The organism is Streptomyces sp. NPDC017448 (assembly GCF_044330565.1).
In the GTDB taxonomy this organism is placed as follows: Bacteria; Actinomycetota; Actinomycetes; order Streptomycetales; family Streptomycetaceae; genus Streptomyces.
The window spans coordinates 20,533-36,376 of record NZ_JBIRLM010000013.1; the positions used below are offsets into that span (position 1 = coordinate 20,533).

The following is a 15,844-nucleotide window of genomic DNA, read 5'->3' on the forward strand; positions in this document are numbered from 1 at the left end:
CAGAGCTATCGACCCGTGTTCCCGGCCTCTACGCTCCAGAGAAGCCTTCCGTGGATTGCAAGGTTGAAGAGATGGGTAGCCTAGGAAAGTGTTGCAAGAGGTCGTAGCAACCCGCTATGTCACGCCCCTGCGTGAGGGCGGCTCGCTCCCCGGGATCGTCGAGGCCGACGACCTGGGCACGTACGTCATGAAGTTCACCGGGGCGGGCCAGGGCCGCAAGACGCTCGTCGCCGAGATCATCTGCGGGGAGCTCGGCCGGCGGCTGGGGCTGCGGGTGCCCGAGCTGGTGACCATGGAGCTGGACCCCGTCATCGGGCTCGCCGAACCCGACGAGGAGGTGCAGGAGCTGCTGCGCGCCAGCGGTGGGCTGAACCTCGGGATGGACTACCTGCCCGGCTCGTTCGGGTTCGACCCGCTCGCCTACGAGGTCGGGTCTGCCGAGGCCGGGCGCATCGTCTGGTTCGACGCGCTGATCAACAATGTGGACCGCTCCTGGCGCAACCCCAACCTGCTCGTCTGGCACGGCGACCTCTGGCTCATCGACCACGGCGCGACCATGATCTGGCACCACAACTGGCCGGGGGCCGAGGCGTCCGCCGCCAAGCCGTACAACGCGTCCGACCATGTGCTGGCCCCCTTCGCGCCGGACATCGCGGGCGCCGCCGCCGAGCTGGCCCCGCTGGTCACCGAGGGGCTGCTCGCCGAGGTCGCCGCCGACGTGCCGGACGTATGGCTGGCCGACGAGCCCGGCTTCGGCTCCGCCGACGAGGTGCGCCGGGCCTACATCGCCCCGCTGCTCGCCCGCGCCGCCGACATCCACGAGCGGATCACGTTGGACGCCCCGACCGCGGCCCGGCCCTCCCAGGCCCCGGGCTGGCTCACCGACCGCCTTCCGCCCCGGCCGAAGGGGACCGGCGACGGCCGGGACGCGGCAGCCGCCCGTACCGGCGAGGAGGCCGGCCGATGACACGCGACGTCTTCGAGTACGCCCTCCTGCGCGTCGTCCCCCGGGTCGAGCGCGGGGAGTGCTTCAACGCCGGGGTGCTCGTCTACTGCCGGGCCCGGTCCTTCGTCGCGGCCCGTACGCACCTGGACGAGGCCAAGCTCAGGGCGCTCGACCCGGGGGCCGACGTCGTGGGCGTGCGGGCCGCCCTCCGCGCCGTCGAACAGGTCTGCGGCGGCGGCGAAGAGGCCGGGCAGGCGGCCGGCGACGACGCCGGACGCCGGTTCCGCTGGCTGATCGCCCCGCGCTCCACGGTCGTCCAGCCCGGCGTCGTGCACAGCGGCCTCACCGCCGACCCGGCCGGCGAGGTGGAGAGGCTGCTCGGCCTCCTCGTGTACTGATCCACGCCCCGGCGGGACCTCCACGGCACAACGGCGGGCGCTCCCGCCCGGTGTGACGTGCGGCCCGCCGGGGCGCGCGCCGTTGACACGGGGTGCCAGGGCTTCTAGCGTCTCGACTGCTGAAGGTACTAAGCGGTTGCTCAGCCATCGGGGTCTTCCGTCAGGGAGCGCCCCGCCCCCGCTGGGCCGCTATCCAAGGGCGAGGAGAGCCAAGCATGTCCACCACCGAGCAGCGTGTCGCCATCGTGACGGGAGCGGCGCGGGGCATCGGCGCCGCCACCGCCGTACGCCTCGCGGCCGAGGGCCGCGCCGTCGCCGTACTCGACCTCGACGAGGCGGCCTGCAAGGACACGGTCGAGAAGATCACCGCCGCCGGGGGCACTGCGCTCGCCGTCGGCTGCGACGTGTCGGACGCCGGCCAGGTGGAAGCCGCCGTGGCGCGGGTCGCCGCCGAACTGGGCGCGCCGACGATCCTCGTGAACAACGCGGGCGTGCTCCGCGACAACCTGCTGTTCAAGATGAGCGAGTCCGACTGGGACATCGTGATGAACGTGCACCTCAAGGGTGCGTTCCTGATGGCGAAGGCCGTCCAGGCGCACATGGTCGAGGCCAAGTTCGGCCGGATCGTCTCGCTCTCCTCCTCCTCGGCCCTCGGCAACCGCGGCCAGGCCAACTACTCCGCGGTCAAGGCGGGGCTCCAGGGCCTCACCAAGACCCTCGCCAAGGAGCTCGGCAAGTTCGGCGTCACCGCCAACGCCGTCGCGCCCGGCTTCATCGTCACCGAGATGACCGCGCAAACCGCCGAGCGCGTCGGCATGGGCTTCGAGGAGTTCCAGGCGGCGGCGGCCACCCAGATTCCCGTCCAGCGCGTCGGCCGCCCCGAGGACGTCGCGAACGCCATCGCCTTCTTCACGGGCGACGGTGCGGGCTTCGTCTCCGGCCAGGTCATGTACGTGGCCGGCGGCCCCCTCAACTGACCCGAAGGGCGACGGACATCATGACGGTGCAGGACAGCGGAAAGGTCGCGCTCGTCACGGGCGCGAGCCGGGGCATCGGCTACGGCGTCGCGGCGGCTCTCGTGGCGCGCGGCGACCGGGTGGCCATCACCGGGCGCGGGGAGGAGGCCCTCAAGGAGGCCGTCGGGCGGCTGGGCGCCGACCGGGTGATCGCCATCCCCGGCAAGGCGCACGACGAGGCGCACCAGGCGGCGGCGGTCGAGCGCACCATGGAGGCGTTCGGCCGGGTCGACTACCTGGTCAACAACGCCGGGACGAACCCGGTCTTCGGCCCCATGGCGGAGCTCGACCTGAACGTGGCCCGCAAGGTCTACGAGACCAATGTGATCTCGGCGCTCGGCTTCGCCCAGCAGACCTGGAAGGCATGGCAGCGGGAGAACGGCGGGGCGATCGTGAACATCGCCTCGGTCGCCGGGGTCTCCGCCTCGCCGTTCATCGGCGCGTACGGCATGAGCAAGGCGGCGATGGTCAACCTGACCCTCCAGCTGGCGCACGAGTTCGCCCCGGTGGTCCGGGTCAACGCCATCGCCCCGGCCGTGGTGAAGACGAAGTTCGCCGAGGCGCTCTACGAGGGGCGCGAGGAGGAGGCTGCCGCCGCCTATCCGCTGGGGCGGCTCGGGGTGCCCGAGGACATCGGGGGCGCGGCGGCCTTCCTCACCTCCGCGCAGTCCGACTGGATCACCGGGCAGACCCTCGTGGTCGACGGAGGAATTTTCCTCAACGCGAGCGTGGGCTGAGATCGGCCTGAGCCGATTTGGCCCTGATTGGGTCAAGTGCCTCGCCGGGCCTGGGGATTGTCCCGGCGGGGCGCTGCGGTATGGTCTGCCGACCCAAGGCTGATCGAGGAGCGTGCGCGTGTTCTACCGGGCCAGTCTGCAGGCTGCTGCAGCCCTAGCTTCCCTTTCTCTGCTGGCCGGATGCGGTCTCCTCTCCGACAGTGGATCGGAGGTGGAGCAGAAGATAACCGTCGGGACGACCAGCTCCCCCTCCACGCTCGATCCGGCGGCGGCCTGGGACAGCTCCTGGGAGCTCATGCGGAACGTCTACCAGACCCTGGTGAGCTTCCCGACCGGCAGCACGAGCCCGGAGCCGGACGCGGCGCGGTCCTGCGAGTTCACCGACTCCACGAGCATGGCGTACCGGTGCACGCTCAGGAAGAACCTGAAGTTCTCCAACGGCGAGAAGCTCGACGCCGAGGCCGTGAAGTACTCCATCGACCGGATCGTGGACATCCACTTCAAGGGCGGACCGGCCGGAATGCTCGGCTCCCTGGACCGGATCGAGACCAAGGGCGAGGACACGGTCGTCTTCCACCTGAACAAGTCCGACGCCACGTTCCCCTTCATCCTGGCCACGCCCGCGATGTCGCTCGTCGCCCCCGGCGACTACCCCAAGGACAAGATCCGCGAGGACGGCAAGGTCACCGGCTCCGGCCCGTACCTCCTGGAGTCCTACGAGGAGGGCCGGACCGCCGAACTGAAGAAGTACGCGGACTACAAGGGCTTCGCCGACCGGAAGAACGAAGCGGTCACCATCCGCTACTTCGGCGAGTCCGCCGACATGGTGAAGGCGCTCCGGGCGGACGAGATCGACGCCACCTACCGGGGTCTGACCGCCGAGGAGGTCGTCAGCCTGGAGGACGACAAGGACGACAACGGCGGTCTCCGGATCGTCGAGTCCACCGGCGCCGACATCCGCTTCCTGGTCTTCAACCCGAAGGACCCGGCCGCCGCGAACCCCGCCGTCCGCAAGGCCATCGCCCACATCGTGGACCGCGACGCCCTGGTCGCCAAGGTCTACCGGGGAACCGCCGAACCCCTCTACTCGATGGTCCCCAAGGGCATCGCCGGACACACCACGAGCTTCTTCGACACCTTCGGCGACCCGGACGTGAAGAAGGCGAAGAGCATCCTCACCGGGGCGGGCATCACCAAGCCCGTGAAGATGAAGTTCTGGTACACCACCGACCGCTACGGCTCCTCCACCGAGCCCGAGTTCGAGGAGCTGAAGCGGCAGCTGGAGGCGTCCGGGCTGTTCGAGATCACCATCGAGGGCGAGCCCTGGAAGACGTTCCAGGAAGGCTTCAACAAGGGCGAGTACCCGGTCTTCGGCCGCGGCTGGTTCCCGGACTTCCCCGACCCCGACAACTTCGTCGCCCCCTTCGTGGGCAAGGAGAGCGTCACCGGCACTCCCTACATCAACAAGGAGATCACCCAGCAGCTGATCCCCGCCTCGCGGCAGGAGAGCGACCGGGGCGCGGTCAGCAAGCAGTTCGAGCGGGCCCAGGAGATCCTCGTCGACGACGTCCGCCTGCTGCCGCTGTGGCAGGGCAAGCTGTACGTCGCCGCGGGCGAGGACATCGGCGGCGGCGAGCGCGCCCTCGACCCGCAGACCGTCATGCAGCTGTGGGAGCTGTACCGCAAGGCCAGCTGGTAGCCGCCCGGCGGCTGCCGGACACGAGGGCTCCTGAGGGGCGTTGTCAGTGGGGACCGGTAGGTTCGGGGATCAAGAACTTGCTGCTCACCGGAGGTTGTGGACGTGACCGATATCGACCTGCTGCCCGAGTCCTGGCGTGCCGTCCTCGGCGAAGAACTGCAGAAGCCGTACGTCAAGGAGCTGGCGGACTTCGTCGAGGAGGAGCGGGCCAAGGGGCCCGTGTACCCGCCGCGCGAGCAGGTCTTCGCCGCCCTGGACGCCACGCCGTACGAGAAGGTGAAGGTCCTGATCCTGGGCCAGGACCCGTACCACGGCGAGGGCCAGGGCCACGGCCTCTGCTTCTCCGTGCGGCCCGGTGTCAGGACGCCTCCGTCCCTGCGCAACATCTACAAGGAGATGCAGCAGGACCTGGGTCTGCCGATCCCGGACAACGGCTACCTGATGCCGTGGGCCGAGCAGGGGGTCCTCCTGCTCAACGCCGTGCTCACCGTGCGGGCCGGTGAGGCCAACTCCCACAAGAACAAGGGCTGGGAGAAGATCACCGACGCCGTGATCCGCGCCGTCGCCGACCGGCCCGACCCGGCGGTCTTCGTGCTCTGGGGCAACTACGCGCAGAAGAAGCTGCCCCTGATCGACGAGGAGCGCCATGTCGTGGTGAAGGGCGCGCACCCCTCCCCGCTCTCCGCCAAGAAGTTCTTCGGCTCCCGCCCCTTCACCCAGATCAACGAGGCCGTCGCCGCGCAGGGGCACCAGCCGATCGACTGGCGGATCCCCGACCTCGGCTGACGGACGGGCCGCCCTCCGGGCCCGTGTCTGACCGATTCCGCGCCGGCCCGGCGTTAGCGTCGGACGGAGGGGGACCGGCGGCACGGGCGACGAGGAGCGAGCAGTGGTGGAGCAGCAGGAGGCGTCCGAGGACGCCGTCATGACCCGGATCGGCCAGGCGATCATGCTGCTCCACGGAGGCGACCGCGAGGAGGCCCGCAACCGCTTCGGCGCGCTCTGGGCGGAGCTCGGGACGGACGGCGACCCCCTGCACCGCTGCACCCTCGCCCACTACATGGCCGACACCCAGGACGACCCCGGCGACGAGCTGGCCTGGGACCTGCGCGCCCTGACGGCCGCGGAGGCGCTGCACGCCACCGGGGGCCCCTGCGACGCCGACGGGCCGGGGGACGCCTCGGGGCCGGAGGGCGCCGAGGCGTCCGGGGGAGCGGGGGAGAGCGGAGGCGCGCGGGCGGAGCACCGGGACCTGCCGGCAGTCCGGGCGTTCTACCCCTCGCTGCACCTCAACCTCGCGGCGGACTACCTCAAGCTCCAACGCCCCGACGCCGCCAGGATCCACCTCCAGCGGGCCCGCTCGGCGGCCGTCGTGCTCGCGGACGACGGGTACGGGGGCGGGGTCCGCGCCGCCATCGACCGCCTGGAGTCGCGCCTGCGGGAGGGATGACCCCGCAGGCCCGCGAGGGAACCGGGCCGCCGGGCCCCGTACGGGCACGGCCCCGGCGCCAGGGGCGTCAGCGACCGTACACCTCCGAGCAGATGCGGGACTGCGGGCTGCCCGCGGGCCACATGCCGTACCCCCGGCCCAGGGCGCAGACGTCCGCACCGCCGGGGACGCGTGGCAGGGCGGGTACGGCGACGGGCGGTTCGGCCCGGGGCCGGTGAGGGGCCCGCCGATGCGGCGGCTCCGGGCGGGCGGACCCGAACGCCCCGGCACGCCGGGGCGCGGTGGAAGAGCCGGCGGCCGGGGGCGCGGAGGAGGAGCGGCGGACGGCCGGTGGGGAGGGAGCCGGGTCGGGTACGGCCTCCAGCGCCTCACGGGCGGGCGGTTGCACGATCTGCGGCGCCACGTCCTGCACCGGACCGCCGACGCCGGGACGCGGGGAGGGAACGGCTCCGGGCTCCACCGTCACGCAGCCGGAGACGGCCGTCACCGCTAAGCCGACCAGGAGCTTCGTGGTGATTCTGGTTCTCTGCACCCGGCAACTCTGCGGCCCGGACCGGGCTCCGGGGAGCCGGTGCGCGAGGAATGGCCCGCACGGGTGACCCGGTCAGCACGGCGCCCCGGCCCGGACCGGCCGGGGAGGGCGGTGTCGTACGGCCGGGCGGCGCCACCCCCTCTCGCCGTGCCCGGCCCGGCCCCCGGGCACGGGGGAGCCGGCCGTCAGGCGCCGGTGGCGCCGTCCAGGCGCTCGCGCAGCAGGTCGGCGTGGCCGTTGTGCCGGGCGTACTCCTCGATCATGTGCGTGTAGATCCACCGCAGACTGAACGGCGCGCCCGCCGAGCCGACGCCCCGGGAGAAGTCGTCCAGGCCCAGCGCGGCGGTGTTCGCGCGCGCCGCCGCTATCTGCTCCCGCCAGACGGGCTCGGTCCCGGCCCACGTGGCGGTCTCCGCCACCTCGAAGTCGCCGTCCGGCCGCTCCTCGGTGGAGTAGAGGTCGGGCAGCTTCTCACCCGCCAGGATCTCGCGGAACCAGAAGCGCTCCACCTCGGCCAGGTGCCGTACGAGACCGAGCAGGGTCAACGCGGAGGGCGGCGCCGACGCTTCGCGCAACTGCGCGTCCGTCAGCCCCGCGCACTTCACGGCCAGGGTCTCGCGGTGGTAGTCGAGCCAGCCCTCCAGCATGGGGCGTTCGGCGGCGTCGAGGGCGGGTTCGGAGCGTCCAACAGAAGTCATGAGGGTCATCATGATGCGTGATCAGGGTGCTGGCCAGGGGTTTTACCGCCGCACCGGCCGAGGGGCCGCGGGCGGCGGCGACGTATGCTGCCGGGGCGCGGACAGCCGCGCACAGCGGCGCGGCACGGCGACAGGGAGACCTCGTGAAGATCGGTTGCATCGGGCTCGGCGACATCGCCCAGAAGGCGTACCTGCCGGTGCTCACCGCCGTACCGGGGGCCGAACTGCATCTGCAGACCCGTACCCCCGCCACGCTCCACGCGGTCGGCGACGTCCACCGCGTCCCGGCCGGACACCGCCACACGACCCTCGACTCCCTCCTCGACACGGGGCTGGACGCGGCGTTCGTGCACGCACCGACCGCCGTGCACCCGCAGATCGTGGAACGCCTCCTCGACGCCGGTGTCCCCACCTATGTCGACAAGCCGATCGCCTACGCGTTCGCGGACTCCGAGCGGCTGGTGAACCTCGCGGAGCAGCGCGGCGTCAGCCTGGCCGTCGGCTTCAACCGCCGCTTCGCCCCGGGGTACGCGCAGTGCGCGGAGCACCCGCGCGAGCTGGTGCTGCTGCAGAAGAACCGGGTCGGGCTGCCCGAGGACCCCAGGACCATGATCCTCGACGACTTCATCCACGTCGTCGACACGCTGCGCTTCCTCGTCCCGGGCACGGTCGACCACACCACCGTCCGCGCCCGGATCGTGGACGGACTGATGCACCACGTGGTGCTCCAGCTGTCCGGCGACGGGTTCACCGCGATCGGCATGATGAACCGGCTGAACGGGTCGACCGAGGAGATCCTCGAAGTCTCCGGCCAGGACGCCAAGCGCCAGGTCCTCAACCTCGCGGACGTCGTCGACCACCGGGGCCACCCCAGCGTGCGGCGGCGCGGCGACTGGGTGCCGGTGGCCCGCCAGCGCGGTATCGAGGCATGCGTCCTCTCCTTCCTCGACGCCGTGCACCGGGGCGAGACGCTCAGCGCCCGGGACGCGCTGGCCACCCATGAACTGTGCGAGCGGGTGGTCAGGGAGGCCCTGGAGCAGGCTTCCTGAACGCCCGTACCCCCTCGACGGCGCAGAGCACGGCGATCGCCGCCAACGCCCCGTACACCGCCCAGTCGCCGAACCGGCCGTAGAGCGTCTCCCCGCGCGCCAACGGCAGGTCGAACACCTCCGCCGCGCTCGCGTCCGTGCCGAGCGGGCGGCCGACCCGCTCCCCCCGGGGCCCGTACGCGGCGCTGACCCCGGTGAGCGTGGCGTGGACCATCGGGCGGCCGTTCTCGGCCGCGCGCAGCGCCCCCAGCGACGCGTGCTGGGCCGGGGCCCAACTGTCCTGGAAGGTCGAGGTGGCGGACTGCGCGACGATCACCCGCGCGCCCTCGCGCACCAGCCTGCGGCTCATGTCGGGGAACGCCGTCTCGAAGCAGACCAGCGGGCCGATCCGCAGCCCCCGGGCCCCGTGCGGCAGCTCCATCACCACCTGGCGGTCGCCGCGCAGCCGGTCCTCGCCCGCCGCCTTGCCCACGGAGGTCGCCCACCCCAGCAGGGAACGGGCCGGGACGTACTCGCCGAACGGGACCAGCCGCATCTTGTCGTAGCGGTCCCCGGTCGGGCCGCCGGGCCCGACGAGCACCGCCGACTTGAAGATGCCCGACCGCCCCGAGCCGTCCGTCTGCCGGGCGTCCACGTTGACCAGCAGGTCCGCGCCGATCCGCCGGGACAGCTCCGCCAACCGCCCGGCGGTCTCCGGGCGCTGCCACGCACCCGCGCCGATGCCGCTCTCGCCCCACACCACCAGGTCCACGCCCCGGCCCGCCAGCGTCCGGGTCAGCTCCTCGCCCCGGTCGAGGCGGCGCGCGACGCTCCCCGGCCCCTCCACGACCCCCGGCTGCACGACGGCGACCCTGACCGTGCCCGCGCTCTGCGGGCGGGGCGCCCAGGCCGCCACCGCCGCGACGGTCAGCCCGCCCACCGCCAGCAGGGCCGCGGCGGTCGTCCGGGCCGCGCGGTCGGCGATCAGCAGAGCCACACCGGTGTTCACCGCCACCACCAGCAGGCTCACCAGCCACACGCCGCCCACCGAGGCGAGCCGCAGGGCCGGGCCCACCTCCCACTGGCTCGCGCCGAGGAGCCCCCAGGGCCCGCCCAGCCCTTCCCAGGACCGGACCAGCTCGATCATCAGCCAGCCGGAGGGAACGACGAGCACGGCGGCGACGGCACGTGGCGCGGTCGGAGCCCCGCCGAGCAGCCGGCCCACCAGCAGCCCCCAGGGGGCCCACAGCAGCCCGAGCAGCGCGGCCAGCAGCACGATGAAGACATGGAGGCTCGGCATCAGCCAGTGGTGCACGGCGACGACGAAGCCGATCCCGCCGAGCCACCCGTCCAGCGCCGCCCGGCGCGGTGAGCGCGCGGTGCGGATCAGCAGCAGCCAGGGGACCAGCGCAAGACAGGCGAACCACCAGAGGCCGGGCGCGGGGAAGGCGAGCGCGGGCAGGGCCCCGGCGAGCAGCGCCGCCGCCCCCCGCGCCCAGGGGGAGGCGAGCGGCCCGGTGCGGGGGGAGCCCGGGACGGCGGAGGACGCGGCACCGTTCCGCGCGGTGGCGGTGCCGCCCGGGGCGGGACGGGAGGAGCCCCCGGAGGAGTCGCGGCCGGGGCGGCCCGCACCGGCCGCACCGCCCTCGAAGGCGTCGCCGCCCGGGGAGCCGCCCTCGGAAACACCGTCCTCGTTCTCGCCGTCAGGGAGTCGCCGCCCGCCCCGCATGCGCATGCCGTGCCCTCCTCGGTCGTGCACGGGCGGACGGTCGCCGCGGTCGCCGTCGACGCGTCAGCCCCCGGACCCCTGGACTACCCAGTGTGGGGGAGGCGGCCCCCGCCGGACACAGGAGACGGGCCGAGCGGGGCACGGCGGCGGGCGGTCGCCTCCTTCCCGCCCCCGGAGCCCGGCGCCCCCTCTCGTGGACGGCGACCCGGTGGACCAGCCCGCCCGGAGCGGCGCGCCGCAGGCCGAAGGCGCCGCAGTGCGCCGGTCGCGAAGTCGGGCACACAGCCCGCCGGGCCGCCCGCCGGGCCGCCCTCCGGGACGCCCTCCGGGACGCCCGCCGCCCGTGAGGCCGAGGGGCCTGCGTCGGCCGGGCGGACGGCTTCCCGCGAGGGGCGCGGTTCAGCAGGGGACGACGGCGACCGGTCCCGGCGCGTGCGTGACCGTCGTCTGCGCCACCGGGGACAGCCCGAGCCCCAGCGACTCCCCTCCCTTGCGCCGTCCGACCACCGTCAGGGCCGCGGTCGCCGACGCGGTCACCAGGGTGCGCGACGCCGAACCGTTGACCGGCTCCCTGACGGTCTCGACCTGCGGGTACTTCTCGTGCCATCCCGAGGTCAGCTCGGCCAGGGTCCGGGCCGCCGACCCCGCCGCCTCCCGGCGGTCCAGGACGGGACCGCCCGCGAGCATCGAGGAGAACATCGTCCAGCCGTGCACGATCCGCAGGCGGGCGCCCGGACGGGAGGCCGCGGTGGCGAAGGCGAACTCCAGGACCGCTTCGCTGCTCTCGTCGGCGGCCACCCCCGCCACGATGTCGGTGAACTCCTCCGCACCGCCGGGCCGGTCGCCGTCCCCCGCCGGGCGGTCGTCCGGCACCACCACGACGGGGCAGCTCGCCATCGAGGCGGTGGCGAGACTGTTGGAACCGATCATCAGCGAACGGAAACCGCCGAGGCCGCGCGAACCGACCACGATCATCGACGCGTCCCGGCCCAGGGAGACCAGGGCCGCGGACGGGAAGTCCAGCGGGGCCAGCGTCGAACGCCGCAGCTCCGGGGCGAGGAGCGCGCTGCGCCGGGCGGCCTCGGCCAGCAGCTCCTCCGCCCCGCGCCGGCCGGCTTCTTCGTCCACCTGCCCGGTGACCGGGCGGACATGGACGATCAGGAGGGGCAGCCCGCGCCGCACGGCTTCGAGGGTGGCCCAGTCGAGCGCCTGCCGGCTGTGCGCGGAGCCGTCGACGGCGGCGATCACGGGAAGATCGTTGGTGGTCATGGACCGAGCGTACGTCGCCGGGAGGACGGCCCTCGCCCGGCTCCCGCCGGTGGTGGACGGCGCCCCCTCCGGACCCGTCCCCTCGTGGCGGGCGGGGGCTCAACCGTGGTCGTGGGTGGAGGTGGTGTCCTCCGGGGGCACGCTGCGCCCGCCGTCCCTGCCGGTGGCCACCACGGCGACCAGCAGCACCAGGACCGCCGCCACCGCGAGCCGGCCGCCGAGGCGCAAGGCCCACCGCGTCCGGTCCCCGGCGGTCGCCCCGGGCCGGACGGCCAGCTTCTCGGAGCGGCGGGCGGGCCGCGTCAGCCTCAGGAGCAGCAGCGCGGCGATAGGCAGCTGGAGCAGCCAGACGCTGGTGCGGAACCACCCGTCGTACCAGACGTTGGTCCCGTACAGCAGGGTGTGCCAGACGCTGAGGACGTAGACGACGATCACACAGCGGTGCAGCACCCGCCAGGTCCGGGGGCCGATCCGGTGGCGTACGTAGAAGAGCAGGCCCAGCGGGATCGCGAGGTACAGGGCGGCCTGGCCGATGGGGACGGCGACCCGCCCGGTCCCCGAACCGTAGCCGCCGGGGACGAACGCCTCCACGAAGGCGGTGGCGACCGCCGAGTTCCAGGACGCCGTGTCGTGGCGGACCAGTTCGGCCGCGAACAGCAGGGCGTGGGCCGCGATCAGGGCCATGGTGTTGAGGCTCGTGGTGCGGTGCAGGCGTTCCAGCCGGGGGACCGGCAGCGGCAGGCGGCCGGGCCGGGGGCCCGACAGCATCAGCCCGAGGACGACGGTGCCCCAGGCCCAGAGCAGGGCGGACCAGCCGAACGCCTGGCTGAGGAAGTACATCCAGAAGCCGCCCGCGTCGGCCATGAACGGCATCACGGTGAGGGTGGAGGAGGACTTGTCGCGGATGCGTACGTAGAGGAGGACGAAGACGGCCGCGGTGACGAGGAGCGCCACCAGGCCGTCGGGCCATGAGGCCCGCAGGTCGGAGCGGAGCGTCGGCCGCCTCGGCTCTCCCGTCGCCCGGGGGGCGGGGAGGCGGCCGTGGCCGGGGGCGGAGCCGGTGCCGGGAGGTGCGGCGTCCGGGCCGGGCGCCACGGCCGGTACGGACGCCGCCTCCGATCCGGGCGCGTCGGCCGCTCCGGCCGCGGGGGGCGGCGCGGCCCCGGGGGGCTCGGCGGCCGCAGCCGGGTCGGGGGCGGGGGGTGGGTTCGTCATGCGGCCTCTTCGGGGCGGGGCGGGCGGTGGCGGGCGGGGCGTATGCGGCGGCCCCGGGCCACGAGGCGTACACAGGCGTCTTGTTGGAGCAGTCGGACGGGGGAGGGGGAAAGTTCCCGCACCGCGCCTGTGGCGTGGATCACAGGGTGGCGCCGGTGGGGCAAACACGTCGAACTCCCGTTGTTTCGGCATCTGGTGCCCTTCTCACCCCTGCGGGGGCTGCTGGCACGATGACCCCATGGGAGCCGGAACCGCACTCCGACTCGGACGCACCGCACTGTTCGCGGTGGTGTGCGTCGCCGTGTCCGGGCTCGGCCACGCGCTGATGTCCGGCGCACCCCTGCCCCTGCTCGTCCAGGCCGTCGCGCTGCTGCCGGTGTGCGGGGCCGGCTGGTGGCTCGCCGCGCGGCGGCGGAGCGCCCCGGTGACCGTCGCGGCCCATGTCCTGGGCCAGGCGGGGCTGCACGCCTTCTTCTCCCTCCCCGGATCCCGGCTGCCGGGCGGGCACGGCGCGCACCACGCGGGCGACGGGCACAGCGCGTCGAGCGCCCTGCGCCACTCCGCCCACGAGCTCCCCCTCGGCGCCCCCTCGGAGCTGACGGGGTTTCTGTCCGCCTTCGACGGCACGGCGTTCCCCCTCGGCATGGCCGCCGCCCACGCGCTGGCCGGACTGGTCTGCGGCTGGTGGCTGTGGCGCGGCGAGGTGGCCTTCGCCCGGCTGGCCCGTTGCCTGGTGCTGTTCGTCCGCGCCCCGCTGCGGACGGCCTGGCGCCTGTGGTGCGCGACGCCGCCCGCCCCGGCCCCTCCCGTCCGGCGACGGTCCCGCCGACAGGGGCGCCACCGCCGGGAGCTGCTCGCCCTGCACGCGATCTCCCGGCGCGGGCCTCCGCCCTCCCTCCGCCTCCGCTGACCTCATCGCGCTCTCCGGCCGCCCTGCGCCGGAGGCGGTACGGGTGTGCCCGCGCACACCCGTGACAGCCATGCCGGTCTCACCGGGCCGCCGCCCTCCGCGGCCGCCCCCGACCGGCCTACGGAGCCGGGCGGCCGCCGCCCCGGCCCCGCAAGGACGCGAAGGACCGCTGTGAAACCTCCTGTTCCCGCACCCCAGGCGCCCGCGCCGGCCTCCGCACCACCGGCCGCCGGGCCTCCGACCCCCCTCCCCCCCGCGTTGCGCCCGCCGCTCGTCCCCGTGTCCGGCGCCCGCCCGCCGGGCCCGCGCACGCCGGACCCCCACCCGTCCGGCTCCCACCCCGCCGCCCCCCGTCCCTCCGGACCCCGGGCTCTGGCCGCCCGGCAGAACGACGGGCAGATCACCGACTGGGCGCTGGCCGCCGGGGGCGGGGACCGGGACGCCGCCGACCGGTTCGTCCGGGCGACCTACGGGGACGTCCGCCGGTTCGTCGCCTACCTCAGCTCCGACGCGCCCGGCGCCGACGACCTGGCCCAGGAGACCTACCTGCGGGCGATGAGCGGACTGGCCCGGTTCGCGGGGCGTTCCTGCGCCCGGACCTGGCTGATGGCGATCGCGCGGCGCGTCGTCATCGACCGGCGCCGGGCCGCCGCCGCCCGCCCCCGCACCGCCGACACCGCGGACTGGCAGACGGCCGCGGAACGGGCCCAGCCCCGTCATCTGCCCGGTTTCGAGGAGTCCGTCGCGGTGGTGGACGCCCTGCGCCGCCTGGAACCGGCACGCCGTCAGGCGTTCGTCCTCACCCAACTGCTGGGCGCGTCCTACGCGGAGGCCGCGGCCGTCGCGGACTGCCCGGTCGGTACGGTGCGCTCCCGCGTGGCGCGCGCCCGCCGCGAACTCGCCGGACAGTGGCGGGCGGAACCGGCGCAGGCCGGGCCGAAGGCCGGTTAGACGGGGTCCGCCCGGGGTCCCGCGGGACCCCGGGCGGCACGGCGGCGCAACAGCAGCGGCGCCGGCAGCAGCACGCACTGGAGGCAGACCACCGCCCAGAACCCGCGCGCCGCGCCCGCCGCCTCCGCCGCTCCGTACAGCTGACCGCCGACGAGCCCGGCGGCGAACGCCCCGATGCCCGCCGCCAGCCTCTGGCGCCCGAACACGCTCGCCGGGGCGGCCGTGGAACGGGCCAGCGCCTCCAGGTCGTTCTTGAGGAAGAGCACGATCTCCCCGCAGCACATCAGCGTCGCGCCCACCGCGATCCCCCCGCGCCCACCGACCCCGATCGCCGCCGTACCGGCCGCCATCGCACCGAAGCCCCATCTCAGCGCCGCCGGGTAGCTCAGCGCGGCGACCCGTTCGGCCAGCAGCGGTTGCGCGACGACCAGGAGGACCGCGTACCCCGTCAGCACGGCCCCGTAGAAGGCCGCCGACGTGCGGGGGACCGCGTACAGCGCCAGGTAGTGCTGGAAGAACATGAACGCGTACACGCTCAGCACGGTCACCACGAACGGCGAGGGCCCGGGGGGCGGGGTGACGCCGCCGTGGGCCGGGGCGGCGGCGGGCCGCTCCCGGGGCGGACCCGCCGCCTCGCGCGGCAGCAGAGCGTGGCCCGCCCCGACGAGTGCGAACAGCCCCGCGACGCACCCGAACAGCACGCCGGGCGAGCCCATGACCAGCGGCGCGGCGGCCGGAGGACCCAGCGCCATCCCCGCGTTGAACGCCGACCCGCTCGCCGACAGCAGCCGGGGGCGGGCCGCCTCGGACACGCCGTCCACCAGGTACGCCTTGTTGGCCGGGAGGTACAGCGCCGCGCCCGCCGACACCAGCAGCAGGGCCCCGACCGCCAGGACCGGGCTGCGCGGCCCGGGGACGAACGCGGCGAAGCCCGCCGTCCGCAGGGCCAGTGCCAGCAGCATCGCGCGCCGCAGCCCGATCCGCCCGGTCACCGGGCCCGCCACCGCGCCCCCGGCGAACTGGATCAGCGAGGCGACGGCCAGCACGACGCCGACCGTGCCGAGTCCGAGGCCGATGCGCCGGTGCAGCAGCACCGACATGTAGGGCAGTACGGCGAAGCTGCCCAGCGTGATCAGGAACGAGCCGGCCAGCAGGAACCGCCGGGGCCCGGTGAACGGCGTACGGCCGACACAGGGGCGGTCCTCTCCCCGCCGGGCCCGGCCCGCCCCGGCCTCCGGCGGTCCGTCCGGTCGCCGAAGGCTCATC

General features: G+C 74.3%; 16 protein-coding genes. 10 read left to right on the forward strand and 6 right to left on the reverse strand.

Features of this window, described 5'->3' with window-relative positions; translation table 11 throughout:
• The first annotated feature begins 88 nt into the window (after nt 1-88).
• From ACH4K1_RS21400 to ACH4K1_RS21430, 7 genes are all read left to right on the forward strand, one after another.
• Nucleotides 89-967 (forward strand): HipA family kinase, encoded by an 879-nt coding sequence (locus tag ACH4K1_RS21400; protein WP_398090855.1) that lies wholly within the window; start codon nt 89-91, stop codon nt 965-967.
• Nucleotides 964-1,344 (forward strand): DUF3037 domain-containing protein, encoded by a 381-nt coding sequence (locus ACH4K1_RS21405; RefSeq protein ID WP_398090856.1) that lies wholly within the window; start codon nt 964-966, stop codon nt 1,342-1,344. The genes ACH4K1_RS21400 and ACH4K1_RS21405 overlap by 4 nt, the downstream gene beginning before the upstream one ends.
• Nucleotides 1,345-1,559: 215 nt before the next feature.
• Nucleotides 1,560-2,321 carry a 3-oxoacyl-ACP reductase FabG gene (gene fabG, locus ACH4K1_RS21410; protein WP_398090857.1) on the forward strand — a complete coding sequence of 254 codons (762 nt, stop codon included), beginning with the start codon at nt 1,560-1,562 and terminating at the stop codon, nt 2,319-2,321.
• A gap of 20 nt (nt 2,322-2,341) precedes the next feature.
• Entirely contained in the window at nt 2,342-3,097 is a 756-nt protein-coding gene (locus ACH4K1_RS21415; RefSeq protein WP_398090858.1) for an SDR family oxidoreductase, read from the forward strand.
• 118 nt (nt 3,098-3,215) lie between these two features.
• On the forward strand, nt 3,216-4,796 hold the full coding sequence (locus tag ACH4K1_RS21420) for an ABC transporter substrate-binding protein (protein ID WP_398090859.1): 1,581 nt from the start codon (nt 3,216-3,218) through the stop codon (nt 4,794-4,796).
• Nucleotides 4,797-4,898: 102 nt separating this feature from the next.
• Complete coding sequence (locus ACH4K1_RS21425; RefSeq protein WP_398090860.1) at nt 4,899-5,582, forward strand: uracil-DNA glycosylase; 684 nt, start codon at nt 4,899-4,901, stop codon at nt 5,580-5,582.
• A 103-nt stretch (nt 5,583-5,685) separates the two neighbouring features.
• Nucleotides 5,686-6,246 carry a hypothetical protein gene (locus tag ACH4K1_RS21430; RefSeq protein WP_398090861.1) on the forward strand — a complete coding sequence of 187 codons (561 nt, stop codon included), beginning with the start codon at nt 5,686-5,688 and terminating at the stop codon, nt 6,244-6,246.
• Nucleotides 6,247-6,313: 67 nt separating this feature from the next.
• On the opposite strand, the gene ACH4K1_RS21435 is transcribed toward ACH4K1_RS21430, so the two are convergent.
• Together ACH4K1_RS21435 and ACH4K1_RS21440 are read right to left on the reverse strand one after the other, a co-directional pair.
• Entirely contained in the window at nt 6,314-6,778 is a 465-nt protein-coding gene (locus ACH4K1_RS21435) for a hypothetical protein (RefSeq protein ID WP_398090862.1), read from the reverse strand.
• A gap of 185 nt (nt 6,779-6,963) precedes the next feature.
• Nucleotides 6,964-7,476, reverse strand: a complete 513-nt coding sequence (locus tag ACH4K1_RS21440; protein WP_398090863.1) for a DinB family protein — start codon at nt 7,474-7,476, stop codon at nt 6,964-6,966.
• Between the two features lie 143 nt (nt 7,477-7,619).
• On the opposite strand from ACH4K1_RS21440, the gene ACH4K1_RS21445 reads away from it, so the two are divergent.
• Nucleotides 7,620-8,525: a Gfo/Idh/MocA family protein gene (locus ACH4K1_RS21445; RefSeq protein WP_398090864.1), complete on the forward strand. Its 906-nt coding sequence runs from the start codon at nt 7,620-7,622 to the stop codon at nt 8,523-8,525.
• Here the strand turns inward: ACH4K1_RS21445 and lnt are convergent.
• From lnt to ACH4K1_RS21460, 3 genes are all read right to left on the reverse strand, one after another.
• On the reverse strand, nt 8,497-10,239 hold the full coding sequence (gene lnt / locus ACH4K1_RS21450; protein ID WP_398090865.1) for an apolipoprotein N-acyltransferase: 1,743 nt from the start codon (nt 10,237-10,239) through the stop codon (nt 8,497-8,499). The genes ACH4K1_RS21445 and lnt overlap by 29 nt on opposite strands.
• Before the next feature lie 393 nt (nt 10,240-10,632).
• Nucleotides 10,633-11,502 carry a universal stress protein gene (locus ACH4K1_RS21455; protein ID WP_398090866.1) on the reverse strand — a complete coding sequence of 290 codons (870 nt, stop codon included), beginning with the start codon at nt 11,500-11,502 and terminating at the stop codon, nt 10,633-10,635.
• A gap of 99 nt (nt 11,503-11,601) precedes the next feature.
• Entirely contained in the window at nt 11,602-12,717 is a 1,116-nt protein-coding gene (locus ACH4K1_RS21460) for a ferric reductase-like transmembrane domain-containing protein (RefSeq protein ID WP_398090867.1), read from the reverse strand.
• Between the two features lie 238 nt (nt 12,718-12,955).
• On the opposite strand from ACH4K1_RS21460, the gene ACH4K1_RS21465 reads away from it, so the two are divergent.
• Together ACH4K1_RS21465 and ACH4K1_RS21470 are read left to right on the forward strand one after the other, a co-directional pair.
• A complete protein-coding gene (locus tag ACH4K1_RS21465) occupies nt 12,956-13,627 on the forward strand; it encodes a hypothetical protein (RefSeq protein ID WP_398090868.1) in 672 nt (223 codons plus the stop codon).
• Nucleotides 13,628-13,999: 372 nt separating this feature from the next.
• Nucleotides 14,000-14,578, forward strand: coding sequence for a sigma-70 family RNA polymerase sigma factor (locus ACH4K1_RS21470; protein WP_398090990.1), 579 nt, complete (start codon nt 14,000-14,002; stop codon nt 14,576-14,578).
• Here the strand turns inward: ACH4K1_RS21470 and ACH4K1_RS21475 are convergent.
• Nucleotides 14,575-15,843, reverse strand: coding sequence for an MFS transporter (locus ACH4K1_RS21475; protein ID WP_398090869.1), 1,269 nt, complete (start codon nt 15,841-15,843; stop codon nt 14,575-14,577). The two genes, ACH4K1_RS21470 and ACH4K1_RS21475, sit on opposite strands and share 4 nt — an antisense overlap.
• Nucleotide 15,844: the final 1 nt, after the last annotated feature.